Raw genomic sequence first — 21,742 nt, 5'->3', positions numbered from 1 at the left:
TTATTTATGGGGGTTAAATTTTATACACTATACTCTTTCACCGCATCAACAAATGCCTTCGCATTTTCAAGCGGAATGTTAGGTAAAATTCCGTGCCCTAAGTTAACAATATATTTATCTTTACCAAAATCATTTATCATTTGATGTACCATTCTTTTTATTTCGGCTGGTGGAGATAATAATCTAGAGGGATCAAAATTACCTTGTAAAGTTATATTTCCTCCTGATAAATAACGTGCATTTCTTGCTGAACACGTCCAATCTACACCTAAAGCAGCAGCTCCTGATTTTGCCATTTTATCTAAAGCAAACCAACAACCTTTTCCGAAAGCAATTACTGGTGCTTCGTCTTTTAAAGCATCAATAATTTGTTGAATGTATTGCCATGAAAATTCTTGATAATCTGTTGGAGACAACATTCCTCCCCAAGAATCAAAAACCTGAACGGCGTTTACACCTGCTTCTACTTTTGCTTTTAAATAAGCAATTGTGGTATCTGTTATCTTCTGAAGCAATTGGTGTGCCAAAACTGGTTTTGTAAAACAAAATTCTTTTGCTTTGTCGAAATTTTTAGATCCCTGACCCTGTACTACATAACATAAAATTGTCCATGGAGACCCTGCAAAACCAATTAAAGGAACTTCATCGTTCAACTTTTCTTTAGTAGCTTTTATCGCTTCCATCACATAACCTAATTCTTGATGAACATCAGGAATGATTACAGTATCTAATCCTTTTTGATCTCTAATCGGATTTGGTAAATAAGGTCCGAAATCAGGTTTCATTTGTACCTCAATGTTCATTGCTTGTGGAATTACCAAGATGTCTGAAAACAAAATAGCCGCGTCCATTCCGTATCTACGAATTGGCTGCACAGTAATTTCAGAAGCTAATTCTGGAGTTTGACAGCGTGTAAAGAAATCGTATTTCTTTTTAATTACTTGAAATTCTGGTAAATATCTTCCTGCTTGACGCATCATCCATACTGGTGGACGATCAACAGTTTCTCCTTTTAATGCTCTTAAAAATAAGTCGTTTTTAATCATACTATTTCGTTACAAAGACTATTTCTTTGCTTGTTTTATTTATTTTAACAATATGTATTGGTTGTGTAAGCACCATTGTTACCATATCTGTTGGCTTTGGTCCTTCAGACGAAATTGTAACTTGAAACTTTCCTTCCTTTTTTATTATTTCTGATACCTCTATAGAAAACCCTCCTGTATTTCTTTTACTATCAACTGCTACTAAAATTGTTTGTTTTGAAAAATCAATAGCATCTTTAAATTGATTATCAACACTTATTTTAGTTAAGAAATCTTGCCATTCTTTTGTCGAGTTAATTACAATATTTTGTTTTGTAAATCCTTCTGAACCGTCACCTTTTAAACTACCTTCATATATAGAAATCATTTCAGCTGTTTCTTGGTTGTTATTACTAGGACATGAACTCATTAAAAGACTAAAAAAAATGGTTAGAATAATTTTCATAAATAGTTGTTTTACATTTTAGCCACCGCTTCCATTCCTTTATCAATTGCCTTAGCAATCTTTTGAATATCTTTTTCTGTTAAAGCGGATGATAAAAACCATGCTTCGAACTGAGATGGAGGTAAGAAAACTCCGTTATGCATCATTTCCCAAAAGAAAGTAGCAAACTTTTTAGTATCCGAAGTTTGTGCTTCATCAAAATTAGTTACGGTAACATTCGTGAAAAATGGATTGATCATAGATCCAAATCTATTCACCGTAATTTCTACACCGTGTTTCTTTGCTTTTTCTAATAAGAATACTTCAATAATTTGAGCTATCTCATTAAATTTCTCATACGGATTTTGTTTCTTTAACTCTGTTAAGGTAGCTATTCCTCCTGCCATTGCAATCGGATTACCACTTAAAGTTCCTGCTTGATACATTCCTCCTAATGGTGCAACTTCTTGCATAATTTCATTACATGCTCCGTAAGCTCCTACCGGAAAACCACCACCAACAACTTTACCTAAACATGTGATGTCTGCTTCTACACCTAATAATTCTTGTGCTCCACCAAATTTAGAACGAAAACCTGTCATTACCTCATCAACAATTAACAAAGCTCCTTTAGTTTCTAAATATGCTTTTAACTCTTTTAAGAAATCATTTTGTGGAATTACAACTCCCATGTTACCTGCAATTGGTTCTAAAATAACCCCAGCAATATCATCGTGCTCTTCAAAATGTGCTTTTACACTTTCTAAATCATTATATTTTGCTATTAACGTATTTCTAACCGCTCCTTCAGGAACTCCTTTAGAGCCCGGTAAACTTAAGGTTGCTAAACCAGAACCTGCTGCTACTAATAAAGCATCTTGATGCCCATGATAACAACCTGCAAATTTTATAATTTTATCTTTTCCTGTAAATGCTCTTGCCAAACGGATTCCGCTTAAAACGGCTTCTGTTCCTGAATTAACAAAACGGACTTTATCCATTCCTGGAAAAGCATCACAAACTATTTTTGCTAATTTAATTTCGTTTTCTGTTGATGCACCAAAAGTATAACCGTTCTTTAAAGCTTTATCTATTGCTTTCTGAACTTTTTTATGACGGTGACCTAAAATCATTGGCCCATAAGACAATACTAAATCTACAAACGTATTACCATCAACATCTGTAATTATGCTTCCTTTTGCCTTTTTGATAAACAACGGATTCCCTCCTACTGAAGAAAATGCTCTTACCGGAGAATTTACTGCTCCAACAAGGTGCTTTAATCCTTTTTTATATAACTTTTGTGATTTTTTAAATTCCATCTTATTTGGATTTTGTCATCGTGAACAAACTGAAATAATCTTTTAAATAATAGATTACTTCGTCGTTCTTTATCGTAATGACGTTATTTGTTTTGTATTACTCTTGCTGCTTCTTTTGCAAAATAGGTAATAATAATATCAGCTCCTGCTCTTTTCATAGATAGTAAACTTTCCATCATTACTTTTTCGCCATCAATCCAACCTTTTTCAGCTGCGGCTTTAACCATTGCATATTCTCCACTTACGTTATAACATGCAATTGGTCGGTCGAAATTATTTTTTAAATCTCTAATGATATCTAAATACGATAACGCTGGTTTTACCATTAAAATATCTGCTCCTTCTTGATCATCAAAAGTAGCTTCACGCATTCCTTCATCTCTATTAGAAGGATCCATTTGATAGGTTCTTCTATCTCCAAAAGTTGGTGCAGAATCTGCCGCATCTCTAAATGGCCCGTAAAAAGCTGAAGCATATTTTACTGAATACGCCATAATTGGCAAGTTTACAAAACCTGTATTATCTAAAGATTGGCGAACCATATCTATCGTTCCGTCCATCATTCCTGATGGTGCAACCATATCTACTCCTGCTTTTGCGTGAGAAATAACTTGTTTTGCTAAATTTACCAACGTTGCATCGTTATCAACATCGTTGTCGTGAATAATTCCGCAATGCCCGTGTGAAGTATACTCGCAAAAACAAACATCAGTAATTACGTATAAATCTGGATAGTTCTTTTTAATAAAACGGATTGCTTGTTGCATAATTCCGTTATCATTCCAAGTTTCAGTTCCTTCTTCATCTTTTTCAGATGGAATTCCGAATAATAAAACAGCGGGAATATTTAATGCAACAACCTCATCTAATTCTTTAGAAATTGTATCTAAAGAAAAACGTTTAATACCAGGCATTGAAACTATTTCTTTTTCAATTCCCGTTCCTTCTTCTATAAATAAAGGATAAACAAAATCGTCTACAGATAATTTGGTTTCTCTTACCAACCTTCTGATTCCTTCTGTTTTTCTTAACCTACGTGTTCTAAACATCAATTTTAGTTAAAAGTAAAAAATTGAAAAAATGTTCTCTATTGACAACTTTTTTCATTTTTTTTTTAGATTATAAATATTATTTTACAAAATGTAATTTTACTAATTCTACTACACTTTCTACTGTTGGTAAATTAGCAACTTGTACATCATCAAAATGTTTTCTTGCTTCTTTTGCGGTGCTCTCGCCAATACAAAAAGCTACTTTACCAGCAACATTTTCTTGCATATAGCTTTCAACCCCTGATGGACTATAAAACAAAACTCCGTTTACTTTCTCATCAACTTTAGACGGACTGTACATTGTTTTGTATGCTTCTACTTCGTTTACCGATATTTCGTTTACTTTTAAAGCATTTGGTAAAGTATCTAAACGTAAATCACTACAGAAATAAGTTACTTCTTGCCCTTTTATTTCCTTAGCTAAATAAGCTGCTAACTTAACAGCATTTCTTTCAGACTTTACTACTTTTCCTATTTTTTGTTCGATTAACTTTTTTGTTCTTCGACCAACACAGTAAATATTTTTGAATTTTAATTCATCTGCTGTAAAAGAGTTTGCGATTGCTTCTACACCGTTTTGACTGGTAATAATTACATTTTCAATCTCATTCTTAATTACCTTAGGTGCAATTCTGTTAAAACGAATTTTAATAAAATCACTATCTGTAATACTAACAGATGCTGGTAATAATTCTTTTTGAATTTCTGATAACTTCTTCGTTGAGTAGATAGAAAAATCTTTTTCTACCTCAACATCATCAGCCATTAATTCTTTTCCTCCTTTATTAATTACATAATCAGCACAATCTTTCGCTAAATAACGATGACGTCCTACTTTGGCGTTTTTTGTTACTGATATTTTCTTTTTACCGTCTTTACTTAATAATAAACCTTTAAAGTTTATTTCTTCTGTTTTAGCGTCAACATATGCCAAGGCTCCTATTGGCGCTGTACATCCGCCTTCTAATAAGTTTAAGAATTCACGCTCAATCCCCACACAAACTTGTGTTTCGTAATGGTTTAATTGCTCACACGCATCTATAGAAAAATCATCATTCGCTAAAGCAGTAATCATAATTGCTCCTTGTGCTGGCGCAGGAATCATCCAAGAAAGATTAATTGCTCCTTCTGGTCTTTTCCCTAATCTTTCTAAACCAGCTGCGGCAAAAATGGCACCGTCCCATTCGTTATTTTCTAACTTTTCTAAACGTGTATTTACATTTCCTCGTAAACCAACAACTTCGTGTGTAGGGTATCGATTTAACCATTGTGCTTTTCTTCGTAAACTACCTGTTGCAATTATACCGTTAGGTTGCCCAAAAAACTCTTCGTTGTCTTTTAATACTAAAATATCGTTGTAGTTAGCTCGTTTTAAAACTGCTGCTTGAATAATTCCTTCAGGTAAAACTGTAGGCACATCTTTTAAAGAATGTACTGCAACATCTATATCGCCATTTAACATTGCGATATCTAAATTTTTAGTAAAAATTCCTGTGATTCCTAATTCATACAAAGGCTTGTCTAAAACAAGATCTCCAGTAGATTTAATCGGCACTATTTCACATTTATACTCTAATTCTTCTAGCTCTTTACGAACTTTGTTTGCTTGCCACATAGCCAATTGGCTATCACGTGTACCTATTCTAATTGTCTTCTGCATGGATAGTTTCTAAATTTGCACCAAACACTTTTGCCATTACCTCTATACTATTACTTACAGAGGTTTCTTCAGCTTTTAAGTGCTTTACAAATTGTGTAGTTATTTTTTGAATAAATCTCGAAGTAATTACTTCTGCCTGAGATTCATCAAAGTCTTTTATTTTTTTCTTATGAAAAGCTATTTCGTCTTGTTGAATTGTTTTTAACGATTCTTTTAACGCCGTAATAGCTGGTGTAAATTTTCTGTGATGTAGCCATTCACCAAACTCTTCTTTATGAGTTTCTATGATGGCTTCGGCTGTTGGTATTTCTTGCTGACGAATTGCTAATGTTTCATCTGTAATTTTAGATAACTCATCAACATTTATCAACGTAACGTTTTCTAATGCTGCTACTTCTTTCGAAACATTTGCTGGCATTGATAAATCTAAAATCAGCAATTCTTTAGTTGTTAAGATATGTTCTCTTTTGATAGTCGCTTCAGAAGCTCCTGTAGAAACGATTAAAATATCTGTATTTGCTACTTCTTTCGTTAAATTATTATACTTAACTTTTTTTATAGATGGATGCTCTTTTACAAACTCCTCCGCTTTTTCTTCGGTTCTATTAATTAAACTTACTGTTTTATTTTGAGTATATTCAGCTAAGTTCTTGCAAGTATGTTTCCCCATTTTTCCCAATCCGAAAACTAAAATATTTTTCGAATTGTAATTTGGCGAATTTTTAATGATGTATTGAACTGCGGCATAAGAAACCGATGTGGTTCCTGAACTTAACTTCGTTTCATTCTTTACACGCTTACTTGCCTGCATTACATGATTTAACAAACGCTCGAAATATGCATTGGTAGTTCCTACCTCTTTTGCTAGTTTAAATGCTTGACGCAATTGACCAACAATTTCGTAATCTCCTAAAATTTGGCTATCCAAACCAGTACCCATCCTAAAAAGATGCGTAATTGCTTCGTTGTTTTTATATACATTAGAAACTTCTGCAAACTCTTCAACCGCTCCGTTTGAATATTTACAAAGCATGCTAATTAATTGAAAAGGGTGTTCTGCAAAACCAGTAATTTCGGTTCTATTACAGGTTGATAACACAAAAATACCATCAACTCCACTCTGCTTTGCTTCTTCTAAAAGTTGTATTTGATTTTCCTTAGAAATACTAAACTTACCCCTAATAGTCGCATCAGCTTTTTTGTAACTAACACCTATGTTATATAAATTCTTATTATGTGTATCCGCTGTCATTCAGTCTTCTTCAATAAGGTGGGTCAAAAATATAAAGATTAAATATAAAAAAATGTCGCTGAAAGAACTTTTAATGTCGTTATCAGTTTTTTAAACTAAAAACATCTCTAAAACACAGATAAAGTGTATTTTTGCAATGAAATCAGCTATTGGCAGTATTTCAATTTAGAGTCATTCTAAATAAATTATTTTTAAATCTATTTTGATCTATGTCAAAAAACATCGCAGAAAGTACGTTTAGAGAAGTATTGTTAGAAAAAGGTTTTTTTGTCTTAAAATTTCAAAATAACTCTAACAAAACAGAAGTTTACAAAAGAGACATCGATAACTCTTATATACAGCTACATTATTGTGTAAAAGGAAATTGTAAATTTCATTTTAATGAAAACAGTTATACTTTTAACGTATTAGATAAACACGCTATATTTTTATACAATCCACAGCAAAACCTACCAATAAATTTAGAGATTTTACCAAAAACATCTTTGGTATCTGTTTTAATCACTATCGAAAAATTTCATGCGCTATTCTCTAAAGAAGCTAGCTACATTCCTTTTTTAAGTGATGATAATAAGAATAAAAAATATTACGACAATACCGAAATAAGCTCAAACACCTTAATGGCTTTGCAGCAAATTTTAACAGCACAAAATCATAGCTCAATGAAAGACCTTTATATTAAAGGAAAAACATACGAGCTACTGAGTCTTCATTTTGATACTGGTGAAAATACAGAAAATGAATACTGCCCGTTTTTAGTTGATGATCGTGAAATATTAAAAATAAGGCAAGCTAAAGATATTATTATCGCAAGAATGAGCGAGCCACCAACCTTACAAGAATTAGCAAACGAAGTTGGCTTAAACCTAAAGAAGTTAAAAGAAGGTTTTAAACAAATATATGGAGATACTGTTTACAGTTTTTTGTTTGATTATAAAATGGAACATGCTCGCAAACTTTTAGAAAGCAACCAATACAACGTAAATGAAGTTGGCTTGCAAGTTGGCTACAGCACTTCTAGCCATTTTATCGCAGCCTTTAAAAAGAAGTTTGGTACCACACCAAAACAATATGTAATGAGCTTACAAAATAACTAAATGAAACAACTTACACATTACGACATCGAAAACAAACAGCAACTGTTTCCTATTACTATTGTTTGCGACGCTATAAGAACTCCAGAGAACATTGGTATGTGTTTTCGTATTTCTGAAAGCTTTGGAGTGCAAAAAATATTTTTACATGATAGCTCGCCCTCTATAAAGAACAGAAATGTATCTCGTACTGCTAGAAACACCATAAATCAAATTGAACACGATACCTATAGTGATTTCAACTTGCTAATAAATCAATTAAAAAAAGAAGGAAATACTATTATCGGTATTGAAATTACTGATGATAGTATAAATATTCAGGATTTTGATTTTACCTCAACAGAAAAAATAGTTTTACTTTTGGGTAGCGAAAGAAACGGAATTGAAAACACAGACTTGTTAGACGCAACAGTTGCGATACCAATGTACGGACGCAATTCATCTATGAACGTAATACACAGTTTAAGTATTGCTTTATATGAAACAACAAACCAGATAAATAAAAACAGCTTAATAGATAAATAAAATGAAAGGAGCTTTATTAGTAAACCTAGGATCACCAGAAAGCACAGATCCGAAGGATGTAAAAAAATATTTAGGCGAATTTTTAATGGACGAACGTGTTATTGATGTTCCTTATTGGTTTCGTTCGTTTTTAGTGAAAGGAATTATTTTAAATACGAGGCCTAAAAAATCTGCAGCAGCTTATAAAAAAATTTGGTGGGAAGAGGGTTCTCCTTTAATTGTACTTTCTAAACGTCTGCAAAAAAAAGTGCAACAAAAAACGGAACTTCCTGTTTCCTTAGCAATGCGTTATGGTACAATGACCATAAAAAAAGGATTACAAGAACTACACGATAAAGGTGTTACAGAAGTTATGTTGGTGCCGTTATATCCGCAGTTTGCCATGGCAACTACCGAAACTATTGTGGTTTTAGCTGAAGAAATTCGCAAAGAGTTCTTTCCTGAAATAAAAATAACAGATGTTCCTGCGTTTTACAATAAACCTGAATACATTAAAGCTTTATCAAACAGTATTAAAGATTATTTAGCTGATAAGGATTACGACCACTTATTATTTTCTTACCACGGAGTTCCAGAACGCCATATCCGAAAATCAGACATTACTAAAAGTCATTGTAAAATAGATGGCAGTTGTTGTAACACTCCGTCAAAAGCACACGAATTTTGTTACCGCCATCAATGTTATCAAACAACCAAAAATGTGATTTCAGCATTAGGGTTAGACGAAAACATGGTTTCTACTTCTTTTCAATCTCGTTTAGGAGTTGATCCTTGGCTACAACCTTATACTGATAGAACGATTGTAAAAAAAGCCGAAAAAGACGGAGTTAAAAAATTAGCCATTGTAACTCCTGCTTTTGTTTCTGACTGCTTAGAAACATTAGAAGAAATTGCCATGGAAGGAAAACATGAGTTTTTAGAAGCCGGTGGAGAAGAATTTTACACCGTACCTTGTATTAATGATAATGATGAATGGACAGATGTTTTAGCTGGTTGGATTAATAAATTTTAACTCTTAGTTCATAAAAACATAAATTGTCTGGTCGACTGTGCTCGAAATGACATATAATTATAATTTAGAGTATTTTTCTAAATAAAAACAAATGTCAGTTCGAGTAAATTTTTGAGGAACGAAAAAAATGTATCGAGAACTTTGTTTAATTAGTTTTTTGATCCGTCTCTAAACTATAACAGTTAATAAATTTAAATAGAAAAAATGGATTTTTTATACGTAAAAGCATTACATATTATTTTTGTAGTTACTTGGTTTGCTGGTTTATTTTATATTGGTCGCTTATTTATCTACCATGTAGAAGCCGAAAAAAAAGACGAACCCGCTAAAGCAATTTTACAAACGCAATATAAATTAATGACAAAACGCTTGTGGTATATTATTACCTGGCCTTCTTTAATATTAGCTAGTTTTTTTGCCTTTTGGATGCTTTATAAAAACCCTGCTTATATAGAAATGCCTTGGATGCATGTAAAACTAGCATTTGTTTTAGCCTTGTATTTTTACCACGGATTTTGTCATAAAATATACAAAGAGTTACAAGCTGATGACATTAATTATTCACCTACAAAACTTAGAATATTTAACGAAGCTCCAACTGTAATTTTGTTTGCAGTAGTATTTTTAGTCGTGTTAAAAAGCGCTATTAATTGGATTTGGGGAGTTGTAGGAATTGTTCTTTTTGGCGTTTTATTAATGATAGCTATCCGTTTTTACAAAAAAGTAAGAGCTAAAAAATCTTGGGATAAGTTTGAAAAAGAATTAATTGAAAAGGATGAAGAATTAGAGCCATAAAGTAATTTATTATTATTATTGCATCTTAATTCTAAAAAAATATATTATGAAAAAATTACTTATTTTGTCAATTGCTGTATTTACCTTATTTTCTTGTTCTGATAATGATGACAAACTTGATCTTATTATAGGGTCATGGACTCAACTAGAAACAGAGCCTAAAGCAGAAAAAAGAGTTGAAGACGACTGCTACAAAATGAACACTGTAAACTTCAACAGTAATAGTACTTATTCTTCTACTCAATACGAAAAAGATAGTGATGGTAACTGCATTACTGATGGACCTGAACAAATTGGAACTTGGAAAAACAATAATAACAATACATATACTTTTTCTTTTTCTAAAGGAGAAAATGAAACTAGAGACAATACTGGTTTAGTTGTTTTTTCAAACAACAATAATACTTTTACTCTAGGAGAAGGAGAGGGAGTAGAAGTTTACACTAGGGTAAACTAAAAATATTTTAATAAAACGATAAAAAAGGTTGCCCAAAAGACAACCTTTTTTTATCGTTTTATAGATTGCTCAAAAGGAATACGATTTACAATACCACTTCCTATCACAACCCCGCTATTAACCAAAATTACACCTGGTTATTTTTTTACTTTTATTCGTTTTTCTATAAACATTATTTCAAGTACTATTCCATTTTTTTTTCAGCAGTAGCAAACGCTGCTGCAAAAAAACACACTAAACCACTAAAAAAAAGCTACTTAAAACTAAATAACTTTTTTTTTAAAAAAAAATAAATAGTACTTTTGTAATACTAAATATTAAAAACATAAAAATTATGAAAAAATTACTTATCTTATCTATTGCAGTATTTACTTTCTTTTCTTGTTCTGATAATGAAAAAAGCTTAGATCTTATCATCGGTTCTTGGCAAGAACAACAAGAACCTAGAGCCAATAAAGCTGCAGATTCTTGTTGGGAAATGAATACAACAAACTGGAAAGAAGATTTTTCTTTTACCCAAACTGATTATGATAATGACGGTGGCAACTGTGTGGCTGAAGAGGAAAATATAGGAACATGGAAAAACAACGATAACGGAACTTATACCTTTACTGTTAACAACAGAAAAGAAAGTAAAATAAGCTCTCAACAAAATAATGATATAGTATTTAATATTACTTTTTCTAACAACAACAATACTATGACTCTCTCTTTAGAAGGTGAAGAATATGAAGAAGTTTACACTAGAGCTGAATAATTTTTATTTACAATATCACTTAAAAAGGTTGCTTTTACAGCAACCTTTTTTTTATCCTTTTATAGATTGCTCAAAAGGTATTCTATTAACAATACTCCTACCGAGCGTAACTTCATCTGCATATTCTAACTCATCACCCACTGAAATTCCGCGAGCAATTGTTGAAGTAGTAATATTACATTTTTCTATCTGTTTATAAATATAAAAATTGGTGGTATCACCTTCCATTGTAGAGCTTAAAGCAAAAATCAATTCCTTAATTTCCCCTTCTTTTACTTTATTAACTAAAGAATCTATTTGTAAATTCTGTGGTCCTATTCCTTCGATAGGAGAAATTTTCCCTCCCAACACATGATATATACCTCTAAACTGAGCTGTATTTTCAATTGCCATTACATCACGAATATCTTCAACAACACATACTATTTCAGCATTTCTATTCGAATTATTGCAAATTTCACACAAAACAGTATCAGAAATATTATGGCATTTACTACATGATTTTACATCAGTACGTAAATGAGTTAAAGCATCTGTTAAATATTTAGTATTCTCTGTAGGTTGTTTTAATAAATGCAACACCAAACGAAGCGCAGTTCGTTTACCAATACCCGGTAACCTACTCACTTCATCTACTGCTCTTTCTAATAATTTTGATGAAAAATCCATTTTGCAAATTTACAATTTTCAAACACAGCCAACTAACATATATCACTTTAAAAAAGTATCTTCGTACTTTAAATTTAAACAAACATTTATCAATGAATTCAGATATAAAAAACATAGAACCTAAAGCAGTTTGGAAAAATTTTGCACTTTTAAACGCAGTACCTCGTCCATCTAAAAAAGAAGAAAGAGTTATTCAGTTTATGGTAGATTTTGGCAAAAATCTAAATCTTGAAACAATGGTTGATAAAGTTGGTAACGTAATTATTCGTAAACCAGCTTCTGTAGGAATGGAAAACCGTAAAACTATCGTGATGCAAAGTCACTTAGATATGGTACACCAAAAAAATTCTGATACAGTTTTTGATTTCGATACTGAAGGAATTAAAATGTTTATTGATGGAGATTGGGTAAAAGCAGACGGAACCACCTTAGGTGCTGATAATGGTTTAGGTGTAGCGTCGATTATGGGAGTTTTAGAAGCTACCGATATTGCACACCCTGCTGTTGAAGCCTTGTTTACTATTGATGAAGAAACTGGTATGACGGGTGCAATGGGATTAGAAGGAGGAATTTTAGAAGGTGAAATTTTATTAAACCTAGATACCGAAGAAGATGATGAAATTGGTATGGGTTGTGCAGGTGGTGTAGATGTTACCGCTAGAAGAACATACGAACAAGAAATTACTCCAGACAACACAACAGCTTTTTCTATTTCTATTACAGGTTTAAATGGTGGTCATTCTGGAATGGATATTATTAAAGGCCTAGGTAATGCTAATAAAATAATGAATCGTTTATTATTTGATGGTTTTACCAACTTCGGATTACGTGTTGCTGAAATAAACGGAGGTAGCTTGCGAAATGCAATACCTCGCGAAAGCTTTTCTACAGTAGTAATAGATACCGTATCCAAAGAACCTTTCTTATTTGAAATTCACGAATTAATAAACAGTATTAAAACTGAATTTTTAACATTAGAGCCTAATTTATCAATTGAATTAACAGCAATTGAAACTCCTAAAAAAGTAATGGATTTAGGTGTTCAAGAAGGATTGATAAAATCTTTATACACTGCATTAAACGGAGTATACAGAATGAGTCCGGATATTGAAGGATTAGTAGAAACCTCAAACAATATCGCCCGTGTTATTGTAAAAGATGGCGCTATTAAAATCGGGTGTTTAACACGCTCTTCTTCTGAAACTAATAAATGGGATTTAGCAAACTCATTACGTGCAGCTTTCGAATTAGCTGGTTTTGATGTGGAGTTCTCTGGTACGTATCCTGGTTGGTTGCCTAACGTAAACTCTGAAATTTTAAAAATCGTAGATAAACTATACGAAGATCTACATGGTGAAAAAGCAAACGTTGCCGCTTGTCATGCTGGTTTAGAATGCGGAATTTTAGGTCAGAATTATCCAGAGATGGACATGGTTTCTTTCGGTCCTAATATTAAAGGAGCACACTCACCTGATGAGCGTGCACAAATTTCATCTACTCAAAAATATTGGAAATTTTTATTAGAAATTTTAAAGAACATTCCTAGTAAAAATTAATAGTTATTTTAATAACTTAAAAACCACAACTTACAAGTTGTGGTTTTTTGTTTACATTTATAAAATGAATTTTTTAGCACATTTATATTTATCGGGAAATAATACAGACTTAATGATTGGTAATTTTATTGCCGACCATATTAAAGGAAATAAGTTTTCTCATTTTAAAGAAGAAATTCAAAAAGGAATTCTTTTACATCGTCAAATAGATACTTTTACAGATGCGCATCCCATTGTTAGAAAAAGCAAAAGAAGATTACATGAACGTTATCGACATTATGACGGCGTAATTATCGATATTTTTTACGATCATTTTTTAGCTAAAAACTGGAGTACTTATTCTGAAATACCTTTAGGTGTTTATGTAAAATCTGTTTATAAACTTTTAGAAGATAATTTTGATATTCTTCCAGAAAAAACGCAAGAAATCCTTCCATATTTAACGAAGTATAACTGGCTATATAACTATCAATTTGCAAAAGGAATTCAAGAAGTTTTAAACGGTATGAACAAACGTACTAAAGGAATCTCTCAAATGAATTTAGCTTCTGAAGATTTATTAATTCACTATCAATTATTTGAAGAAGACTTTACCTTATTCTTTGAAGAATTACACGAGTATTGCAATTCAGAAATTAACATTACAATTTAAAAAATGAAAAATATATTCTTATTTATTTTCTTTTCAGTTATTATATCAAGTTGTAAGACAGCAACTCAAAAAGAAAAAATTACGGGGTTAATCACAACTAAAGCAATGGTAGTTTCTGCCAGAGAAGAAGCTTCTAAAATCGGAGTAGATATTCTTAAAAAAGGCGGAAATGCTTTTGATGCAATGGCAGCTACAGAATTAGCTTTAGCAGTAGCATATCCGTATGCTGGTAATATTGGTGGTGGCGGATTTATGGTATATCGTAAAAACACAGGTGAAATTGGCGCGTTAGATTACCGTGAAAAAGCACCGCTCGCTTCTTCTAAAAACATGTTTTTAGATAGTCTTGGTAACGTTGTTAAAAATAAAAGTACACTTGGCGCAATGGCTGTTGGAATCCCTGGTACAGTTGCCGGAGTTTTCGCTGCTCATAAAAAATTCGGAACTTTACCTATTACTGATATTCTAACGCCAGTTATTGCTTTGGCTAAAAAAGGCGTTATTGTTACTCAAAAACAAGAAAATCGCATAAAAAAACACCAACCTTCATTTTTAAAAGCAAATAAAGACACGATTCTTTTTAATAAACCTTGGAAAAAGAACGACACCATTAAATATCCTGCGCTAGCAGTAACTTTACAACGTATTTTAGAAAACGGTAGAGATGAGTTTTACAAAGGAGAAACAGCAAAGCGTTTGGTAAAATTTATGCAAGCTAACGGCGGAATTATGACCGAAGAAGATTTAGCGAAATACGAAGCAAAATGGCGAACTCCTATTACCTTTAAATACGATGATTTACGTGTAATATCTATGTCGCCACCATCTAGCGGCGGAGTTTGTTTAGCGCAAATAATGAATGCGATTGAACCTTATGAATTAGATAAATTTGGCCATAACACTACAAAAACGATTCAAGTTATTACAGAAGCCGAAAGACGTGCTTATGCAGATAGAAGCTTCTTTTTAGGCGACCCAGATTTTGTAAATATATTATTAGATACATTAATCAGTAAAAGATATACCAAATACCGAATGAGGGATTTTTCTTTTGAAAAAGCAACTTTGTCTGAAGACGTTTCTCATGGTAATGTTGAAATGATTGAAAGTGATGAAACAACGCATTACTCTATTGTTGATAAATTCGGAAATGCAGTTTCCGTTACCACTACAATTAATGGTGCTTATGGCTCTAAATTATATTGTGCTGATTTAGGTTTCTTTTTAAACAATGAAATGGATGATTTTAGCAGCAAACCTGGTGAACCAAATATGTTTGGATTGATTGGCGCAAAAGCAAATGAAATTGCTCCAGAAAAACGTATGCTAAGCTCAATGACACCAACTATTGTTGAAAAAAACGGAAAACTATGGATGGTTGTTGGTACGCCCGGCGGATCTACAATTATAACTTCGGTATTACAAACTATTTTAAATGTACATGAATTTAAAATGGGCATGCAAGAAGCCGTTAATCAACCACGATTCCATCATCAATGGTTGCCAGATGTTATTATGATGGAACCTAATAAATTTGATACCACTGTTAAACAAGATTTACAGAAATTAGGATATCTTTTAAATGAAGAAGACAGTCCTGTTATTGGTAAAGTAGCCGGTATTTTAGTGTTACCTAATGGAAATTTAGAAGGTGGTGCTGATCCTAGAGGTGATGATAAAGCTGATGGATTTTAAGATGAAGTACAAAGGAGAACCTACAAAAGGCATTGTTTTTTTTAATCTTTTATATAGTTCTGATAAATTTTGTTCAGAATTAGGCAAATTCACATTAGCTATAGGAAAACTAGAAGCTGAATTGATTTTATATTTTTTAAGAAATAATGTAAAAGACAAAATAGAAAGAGCAACTTTGGGTAAATTAATTTCCATCGGTGAAAAGAACAATCTTTTTGATAGAAACTTGAGCTCAATTTTAAACCAATTCTTAGTTCAAAGAAACGAATTAACTCATAATGTTTATTCCATTTTCATAGACTTAAAAAAAGACTCAATACTCGACAAAGACAACCTTCTTGATTCTGATGTTTGGTCTTATATTGATTTTTTATGGCAAGCTAAAGAAAATGTAAATAACATTTCTGAAATAATAAGACAAAAAAAATAATCTTCCCTACATGAGTTTACAACCATTCCACCTATCAATTCCTGTTCAGAACTTAGAAAAAAGCAGAATTTTTTATAGAGATATTTTACAATGCGAAGAAGGTAGAAGTTCGGATTATTGGGTAGATTTTAATTTCTTCGGACATCAATTAGTCATCCATCAAAAGGAAGATTATCAACCAACAAATTCAATTACAAATCCTGTTGATGGCCACGATGTTCCTGTTCCGCATTTTGGAGTTGTTTTAAAATGGAATGATTGGATAGCTCTTTCTGAACGATTAAAAGCAAATAATACAACATTCATTATAGCTCCAACCATTCGCTTTAAAGGATTGGTTGGCGAACAAGCAACAATGTTTTTTAATGATCCTGAAAATAATGCTCTTGAATTTAAAGCTTTTAAAGATATGTCGCAATTATTTGCCAAATAACCAACAAGATGTTTAATGATAATCACCAACCAATTTCGTCAACCTGAACTTGTTTCAGGTTCACATAATAAATGATTCATATCGATTAAAATAGCATTCTGATATATTAAAGTAAATTTAGAATGATGCTAAAAAAAAGGATTTTCAAAAGATAATGACCATATCAGAAACTCATAAAGTTCCCTCACTAGAAAAATCGATTCGACTACAAGAATACGGAGTTGGTATTTTTAAAACGATTCCGACTAAATCTGGTTTAAAAAAAGCAATTAAGAAAGAATTGATTTTAGTAGATGGTAAAATTGCCACTACCGCCCTATTTATAAACGGCAATGAACTTATAGAATTATATAAAAAAGGAAACGATACTACTTTTAAACAATTTGAGTTTGACTTAGAAATTCTTTTTGAAGACGATTATTTAGCTATTATTTACAAACCTTCGGGGATTTTAGTAAGCGGAAATTCGTTTGCAACGATAAACAACGCTTTGCTGCAAAACATAACAAAAAGTACCCTTTTTGATGCTGTACGACCAAGACCCGTGCATCGATTAGATTATCCCACAAGTGGATTATTACTAATCGGAAAAACAAGTTCAAGCATTATTGCTTTAAATCAGTTATTTGAAAATAAGGAAATTCAAAAAACATATCATGCCATAAGCATTGGTAAAATGGACGAAAAAGGAGAAATTAACTTCCCTGTTGACATCAAAAATGCGTTTACTTCATATCAAGTTTTAAAAACCGTTATTTCTGAGCGTTTTAATATTTTAAACTTAGTTGAGTTAACGCCAAAAACAGGAAGAAAACATCAATTAAGAAAACATTTATTAGCTATTAACAATCCCATTTTAGGTGACAAAGAACATTTTATAGATGGTTTAATTTTAAACGGAAAAGGATTGTATTTACACGCATCTACTTTAAAATTTGAGCATCCATTTACCAAAGAAATTATTAACGTAACAAAAGAGCTTCCGAAGAAATTCAAAAAAATATTTCCCTCATAAGTATCCTTTAAAAAATATATCTTTGCCATTATGCGAATAGATATTATTACCCTAGCACCAGATTTACTAAAAAGCCCGTTTGAACATTCTATGATGAAACGTGCCATTGATAAAGGTTTAGCTGAAATCCATTTTCACAATTTACGTGATTACGGAATCGGTTCTTACAAAAAACTAGACGACACACAATTTGGTGGTGGCGCTGGAATGGTTTTAATGATTGAACCTATTGATAATTGTATTTCTAAATTACAATCAGAGAGAACGTATGATGAGATTATTTATATGACGCCTGATGCAAAAACGCTAAATCAATCTATCGCAAACACACTTTCGTTAAAAGAAAACATTATTATTTTAACGGGTCATTATAAAGGAGTCGATCAGCGTGTTAGAGACCGATTTATTACCAAAGAAATTTCTATTGGCGATTATGTTTTAACAGGTGGGGAATTGGCAGCAGCAATTTTATGTGATGCTGTTGTTCGTTTAATTCCGGGTGTTTTAGGTGATGAGCAATCTGCTTTAACAGATTCTTTTCAAGACGACTTATTATCTCCGCCAGTTTATACAAGACCTGCAGAATATGACGGAATGAAAGTTCCGGAAGTATTATTATCTGGTAATTTCCCTAAAATTGATGCATGGAGAAGTGAAAAAGCATATCAACATACAAAGAATATAAGACCCGATTTATTAGATGACTAATCAAAAATTACATCACGATTTAATTATTGTTATTCCTTGCTATAATGAAGAAAACCGATTGCCTGTAAATCAGTTTAAACAGTTTTTAGATACAACTTCTAATGTGCTGTTGTTTTTTGTAAACGATGGCTCTTCAGATAAGACGGATGACGTTATAGAGAAATTAGCGACTATTTATCCTAAAAATGTAAAATTACTTTCTTTAGATAAAAACGTAGGAAAAGCAGGAGCTGTTAAAGCTGGTTTTAATTTTTGTGAAGCCAATAATTCTTTTTTAAAAATTGCTTATTTAGATGCTGATTTAGCAACCACTTTAGAGGAATGCCATAGTATAAGTAAAAAAATAAACACAACAGTTCAATTTGCTTTCGGATCTAGAATTGCAAAAATAGATACTAATATTCAACGCAAACAACATCGTTTTTTTATTGGTAGATTTATAGCCACTTTAATCTCTAAACAATTAGATTTAAAGGTTTATGATACGCAATGCGGATGTAAAATTTTCAACAAAGAAATTGCTTCAAAAGTTTTTAAAGAAGATTTCATCTCTAAATGGCTGTTTGATGTAGAAATTTTTCATCGTTTAATTTTCATTTTCAAAAAAGAAAACATGAAAGATATCGCTCGAGAAATCCCTTTAAAATCTTGGATTGATGCGGATGATAGTCGTGTAAAAATGACTTATTTCTTTAAACTTTGGTTTGATTTACTTTCTATAAAAAAACGATACAAATCTTAAATACAAATGCGTAAACTAATCAATAAGAAAAACTTTTTTTCAATAGCTGTTCTTCTCTTAATATTATGGAGAGCGTTTTTAAATGCAGTTGTTCCTTTGATGGACAAAACAGAAGCTCGTTATGCAGAGATTGCCAGAATAATGGCAGAAACAAACGACTACATAACACCGCAAATAGATTACGGAGTTCCGTTTTGGGCAAAACCACCACTTTCTACTTGGTTATCGGCTTTAAGTTTTGATGTTTTCGGAGTTTCTGAGTTTACAGCAAGATTACCTTATTTATTATTAAGTATTTTAATGATATTCTTGATTGGTAAATATGCTAAAAGAGAAAAACTTCCGTTTTTTTTACCAGGATTTATTGTGCTTACTATTCCTGAATTTTTAATTCATGCCGGCGTAGTTTCTACCGATACTTCTTTAGCTTTTTGCGTAGCCTTAGTAATGCTTTCTTTTTGGGAAGCCATGCATCATCCTGAAAAACCTATTTGGAAATATTTAATTTTTGCTGGTTTCGGATTAGGATTATTAGCAAAAGGACCTATTATTTTTATTTTAACCTTGCCTCCTATTTTTATGTGGACGCTAATTTCAAAATCATTTAAAAAGGTATTTAAAACATTTCCTTATTTCTTGGGAATACTAGTAATGGCACTAATTGCAATTCCTTGGTATTATTTAGCAGAACAAAAAACGCCTGGATTTATCGACTATTTTATCGTTGGTGAACACTTTAGTCGATTTTTTGATAGTAGTTGGTCTGGTGATAAATACGGATTTCCAAAACAACAACCTTTAGGAATGATTTGGATTTTTCTTTTATTATTTGCCCTACCTTGGATTCAAGTAGTCATTGGAAAATTATGGAAAAACAGAAAAACGTTCTTTTCTAACAAATGGATCTTATTTTTAAGTGCTTGGTTAATATGGACACCTTTATTCTTTACTGTCTCTAAAAGTTTAATTCACCCATATATATTACCTGTATTAATTCCGATTGCTCTTTTAGCTGTTCATTTTTGGAAAAACATCAAACAAAAAACTACAATAATAACCATTAGTTTAATCGTACCAATTGCTACTATTTTGGTTTATAGTTTTAGCTTGATGAATAACAATATGGAAACCTATGCTAATTCTGATAAATATTTCATTCAGGATTCTTGTAAAAAAGACATTCAGATTTATCATTACAAAACAAAAAGTTACTCTAGTCAGTTTTATTCTAAAGGAAAAGTAAAATCTATAAAATCAGAAGAAGTTGAGCATATTTTAAAAAGCGAAATTCCGTTTTATTTAATAATATCAAAAAAGAATTCTAAAAAAACAACCATAGATAGCAACCTAAATTACAGCCTAATAGACAGTAATAAAAAGAAAAACATCTATCTTTTTAGTTCAAAAAATAATTAATCATAAAATGGTTTTATAAAGTGATAAATATTATGGAACAAAAGTTCGTATTTTATAATATTTTCATTAATTTCGCAGCCATAAATTAACCTCTGACGAAAATATCGTGAATGTTGTTTTATAAAATCATATAAATATCATTACAATGGATTTAGTAAAGTTTGTTCAAGACGAATTTGTAACAAGAAACGAATTACCAGAATTTTCAGCTGGAGACACAATTACAGTGTTTTACGAAATTAGAGAAGGTGAAAAAGTACGTACGCAGTTCTTTAGAGGTGTTGTTATACAAAAAAGAGGTGTTGGTGCTTCTGAAACTTTTACAATCAGAAAAATGTCTGGTACAATAGGAGTTGAACGTATCTTCCCTGTAAACTTACCTGCTATTCAGAAAATTGAAGTAAACAAAAAAGGTATTGTACGTAGAGCACGTATCTTTTACTTTAGAGGTCTTACTGGTAAAAAAGCAAGAATTAAAGAAAGAAGAGGTTAAGATTTACTTCTTAATTCGATTTATAAAAAAGCATTGTGATTTTCACAGTGCTTTTTTTATTCACATTTGTTAATAACTATAGTTCATATAGTGTTGATATCTAAATCGTTAAATACTATAAAACTAATATATAAAAATATATCTTTACGAAGAGTTTATAATACTAGTACAATTTCAATATATTGTGATAATTAGTAAAAAGTAAATTCACTTAAAGAAATGTTCTTTATATATTGTTTTTAAACATTTTAAATTGATGCTTTAATCAAAATTAAAAAGTGATTGAAATTATTTTATAATTTAAAATTACTTTCTATAGATTGATTATTGATACAACAACAGTTATTCGTTTAAAAACAACGAAACATTCTTTTTAAGAACAACATGTCTTAAAAAATGTTTCAATTTTAAAATAGGAAAGTAGTTTTTCATAAAGAAAAACGTAAAACACTGTTTTATTTGAAAATGTAGCAATACAAATCAATGCAACTACTATTTTAAAGAAAGCCATGTTATTACAAGCAATTGTATAATATG

At 31.4% G+C, this 21,742-nt stretch carries 23 protein-coding genes; 16 read left to right on the top strand and 7 right to left on the bottom strand.

From position 1 onward, the window contains the following. Positions 1-20: 20 nt before the first annotated feature. The 6 genes from hemE to hemA form a co-directional block, all read right to left on the bottom strand. Complete coding sequence (hemE, locus tag N2251_RS03960; protein WP_260585414.1) at positions 21-1,046, bottom strand: uroporphyrinogen decarboxylase; 1,026 nt, start codon at positions 1,044-1,046, stop codon at positions 21-23. A gap of 1 nt (position 1,047) precedes the next feature. After that, positions 1,048-1,491: a protease complex subunit PrcB family protein gene (locus tag N2251_RS03955; protein WP_260585412.1), complete on the bottom strand. Its 444-nt coding sequence runs from the start codon at positions 1,489-1,491 to the stop codon at positions 1,048-1,050. Positions 1,492-1,502: 11 nt separating this feature from the next. After that, on the bottom strand, positions 1,503-2,792 hold the full coding sequence (hemL, locus tag N2251_RS03950; protein ID WP_260585411.1) for a glutamate-1-semialdehyde 2,1-aminomutase: 1,290 nt from the start codon (positions 2,790-2,792) through the stop codon (positions 1,503-1,505). Between the two features lie 83 nt (positions 2,793-2,875). Beyond that, positions 2,876-3,841, bottom strand: coding sequence for a porphobilinogen synthase (gene hemB, locus N2251_RS03945; RefSeq protein ID WP_260585410.1), 966 nt, complete (start codon positions 3,839-3,841; stop codon positions 2,876-2,878). A 79-nt stretch (positions 3,842-3,920) separates the two neighbouring features. Beyond that, positions 3,921-5,504, bottom strand: coding sequence for a hydroxymethylbilane synthase (gene hemC / locus N2251_RS03940; RefSeq protein ID WP_260585409.1), 1,584 nt, complete (start codon positions 5,502-5,504; stop codon positions 3,921-3,923). After that, complete coding sequence (gene hemA / locus N2251_RS03935) at positions 5,488-6,756, bottom strand: glutamyl-tRNA reductase (protein WP_260585408.1); 1,269 nt, start codon at positions 6,754-6,756, stop codon at positions 5,488-5,490. Before hemA ends, hemC begins: the two co-directional genes overlap by 17 nt. A gap of 209 nt (positions 6,757-6,965) precedes the next feature. Here hemA and N2251_RS03930 point away from each other — a divergent pair, with 209 nt between their 5' ends. The 6 genes from N2251_RS03930 (at position 6,966) to N2251_RS03905 (ending at position 11,396) form a co-directional block, all read left to right on the top strand. Then, positions 6,966-7,853, top strand: a complete 888-nt coding sequence (locus N2251_RS03930) for a helix-turn-helix domain-containing protein (RefSeq protein ID WP_260585407.1) — start codon at positions 6,966-6,968, stop codon at positions 7,851-7,853. After that, positions 7,854-8,375 carry a TrmH family RNA methyltransferase gene (locus N2251_RS03925; RefSeq protein WP_260585406.1) on the top strand — a complete coding sequence of 174 codons (522 nt, stop codon included), beginning with the start codon at positions 7,854-7,856 and terminating at the stop codon, positions 8,373-8,375. It begins immediately after the preceding gene. A gap of 1 nt (position 8,376) precedes the next feature. Next, on the top strand, positions 8,377-9,387 hold the full coding sequence (hemH, locus tag N2251_RS03920; protein WP_260585405.1) for a ferrochelatase: 1,011 nt from the start codon (positions 8,377-8,379) through the stop codon (positions 9,385-9,387). Between the two features lie 204 nt (positions 9,388-9,591). Continuing rightward, positions 9,592-10,182: a CopD family protein gene (locus tag N2251_RS03915; protein ID WP_260585404.1), complete on the top strand. Its 591-nt coding sequence runs from the start codon at positions 9,592-9,594 to the stop codon at positions 10,180-10,182. Between the two features lie 46 nt (positions 10,183-10,228). Then, complete coding sequence (locus tag N2251_RS03910) at positions 10,229-10,639, top strand: lipocalin family protein (protein ID WP_260585403.1); 411 nt, start codon at positions 10,229-10,231, stop codon at positions 10,637-10,639. A gap of 334 nt (positions 10,640-10,973) precedes the next feature. Then, a complete protein-coding gene (locus tag N2251_RS03905; RefSeq protein ID WP_260585402.1) occupies positions 10,974-11,396 on the top strand; it encodes a hypothetical protein in 423 nt (140 codons plus the stop codon). Between the two features lie 51 nt (positions 11,397-11,447). On the opposite strand, the gene recR is transcribed toward N2251_RS03905, so the two are convergent. Then, complete coding sequence (gene recR / locus N2251_RS03900) at positions 11,448-12,065, bottom strand: recombination mediator RecR (RefSeq protein ID WP_260585401.1); 618 nt, start codon at positions 12,063-12,065, stop codon at positions 11,448-11,450. Positions 12,066-12,157: 92 nt separating this feature from the next. On the opposite strand from recR, the gene N2251_RS03895 reads away from it, so the two are divergent. The 10 genes from N2251_RS03895 (at position 12,158) to rplS (ending at position 21,205) form a co-directional block, all read left to right on the top strand. Then, on the top strand, positions 12,158-13,621 hold the full coding sequence (locus tag N2251_RS03895; protein WP_260585400.1) for an aminoacyl-histidine dipeptidase: 1,464 nt from the start codon (positions 12,158-12,160) through the stop codon (positions 13,619-13,621). Between the two features lie 64 nt (positions 13,622-13,685). Continuing rightward, a complete protein-coding gene (locus tag N2251_RS03890; RefSeq protein WP_260585399.1) occupies positions 13,686-14,273 on the top strand; it encodes an acyl carrier protein phosphodiesterase in 588 nt (195 codons plus the stop codon). Positions 14,274-14,276: 3 nt separating this feature from the next. Continuing rightward, positions 14,277-15,968 (top strand): gamma-glutamyltransferase, encoded by a 1,692-nt coding sequence (ggt, locus tag N2251_RS03885; RefSeq protein WP_260585398.1) that lies wholly within the window; start codon positions 14,277-14,279, stop codon positions 15,966-15,968. 1 nt (position 15,969) lies between these two features. After that, positions 15,970-16,398, top strand: a complete 429-nt coding sequence (locus tag N2251_RS03880; RefSeq protein ID WP_260585397.1) for a hypothetical protein — start codon at positions 15,970-15,972, stop codon at positions 16,396-16,398. 10 nt (positions 16,399-16,408) lie between these two features. Beyond that, positions 16,409-16,831: a VOC family protein gene (locus tag N2251_RS03875; RefSeq protein WP_260585396.1), complete on the top strand. Its 423-nt coding sequence runs from the start codon at positions 16,409-16,411 to the stop codon at positions 16,829-16,831. 154 nt (positions 16,832-16,985) lie between these two features. Beyond that, complete coding sequence (locus N2251_RS03870; RefSeq protein WP_260585395.1) at positions 16,986-17,846, top strand: RluA family pseudouridine synthase; 861 nt, start codon at positions 16,986-16,988, stop codon at positions 17,844-17,846. Positions 17,847-17,876: 30 nt separating this feature from the next. After that, positions 17,877-18,554 (top strand): tRNA (guanosine(37)-N1)-methyltransferase TrmD, encoded by a 678-nt coding sequence (gene trmD, locus N2251_RS03865; protein WP_260585394.1) that lies wholly within the window; start codon positions 17,877-17,879, stop codon positions 18,552-18,554. Further along, positions 18,547-19,296 carry a glycosyltransferase gene (locus N2251_RS03860; RefSeq protein WP_260585393.1) on the top strand — a complete coding sequence of 250 codons (750 nt, stop codon included), beginning with the start codon at positions 18,547-18,549 and terminating at the stop codon, positions 19,294-19,296. The genes trmD and N2251_RS03860 overlap by 8 nt, the downstream gene beginning before the upstream one ends. A gap of 6 nt (positions 19,297-19,302) precedes the next feature. After that, entirely contained in the window at positions 19,303-20,712 is a 1,410-nt protein-coding gene (locus N2251_RS03855) for an ArnT family glycosyltransferase (RefSeq protein WP_260585392.1), read from the top strand. A gap of 145 nt (positions 20,713-20,857) precedes the next feature. Next, positions 20,858-21,205 (top strand): 50S ribosomal protein L19, encoded by a 348-nt coding sequence (gene rplS / locus N2251_RS03850; RefSeq protein ID WP_260585391.1) that lies wholly within the window; start codon positions 20,858-20,860, stop codon positions 21,203-21,205. Positions 21,206-21,742 lie beyond the last annotated feature (537 nt).

Source organism: Tenacibaculum haliotis, assembly GCF_025215075.1.
GTDB lineage: Bacteria > Bacteroidota > Bacteroidia > Flavobacteriales > Flavobacteriaceae > Polaribacter > Polaribacter haliotis_B.
Note: the sequence above shows the minus strand (reverse complement) of the source record. Positions and strands in the feature narration are given on the sequence as shown.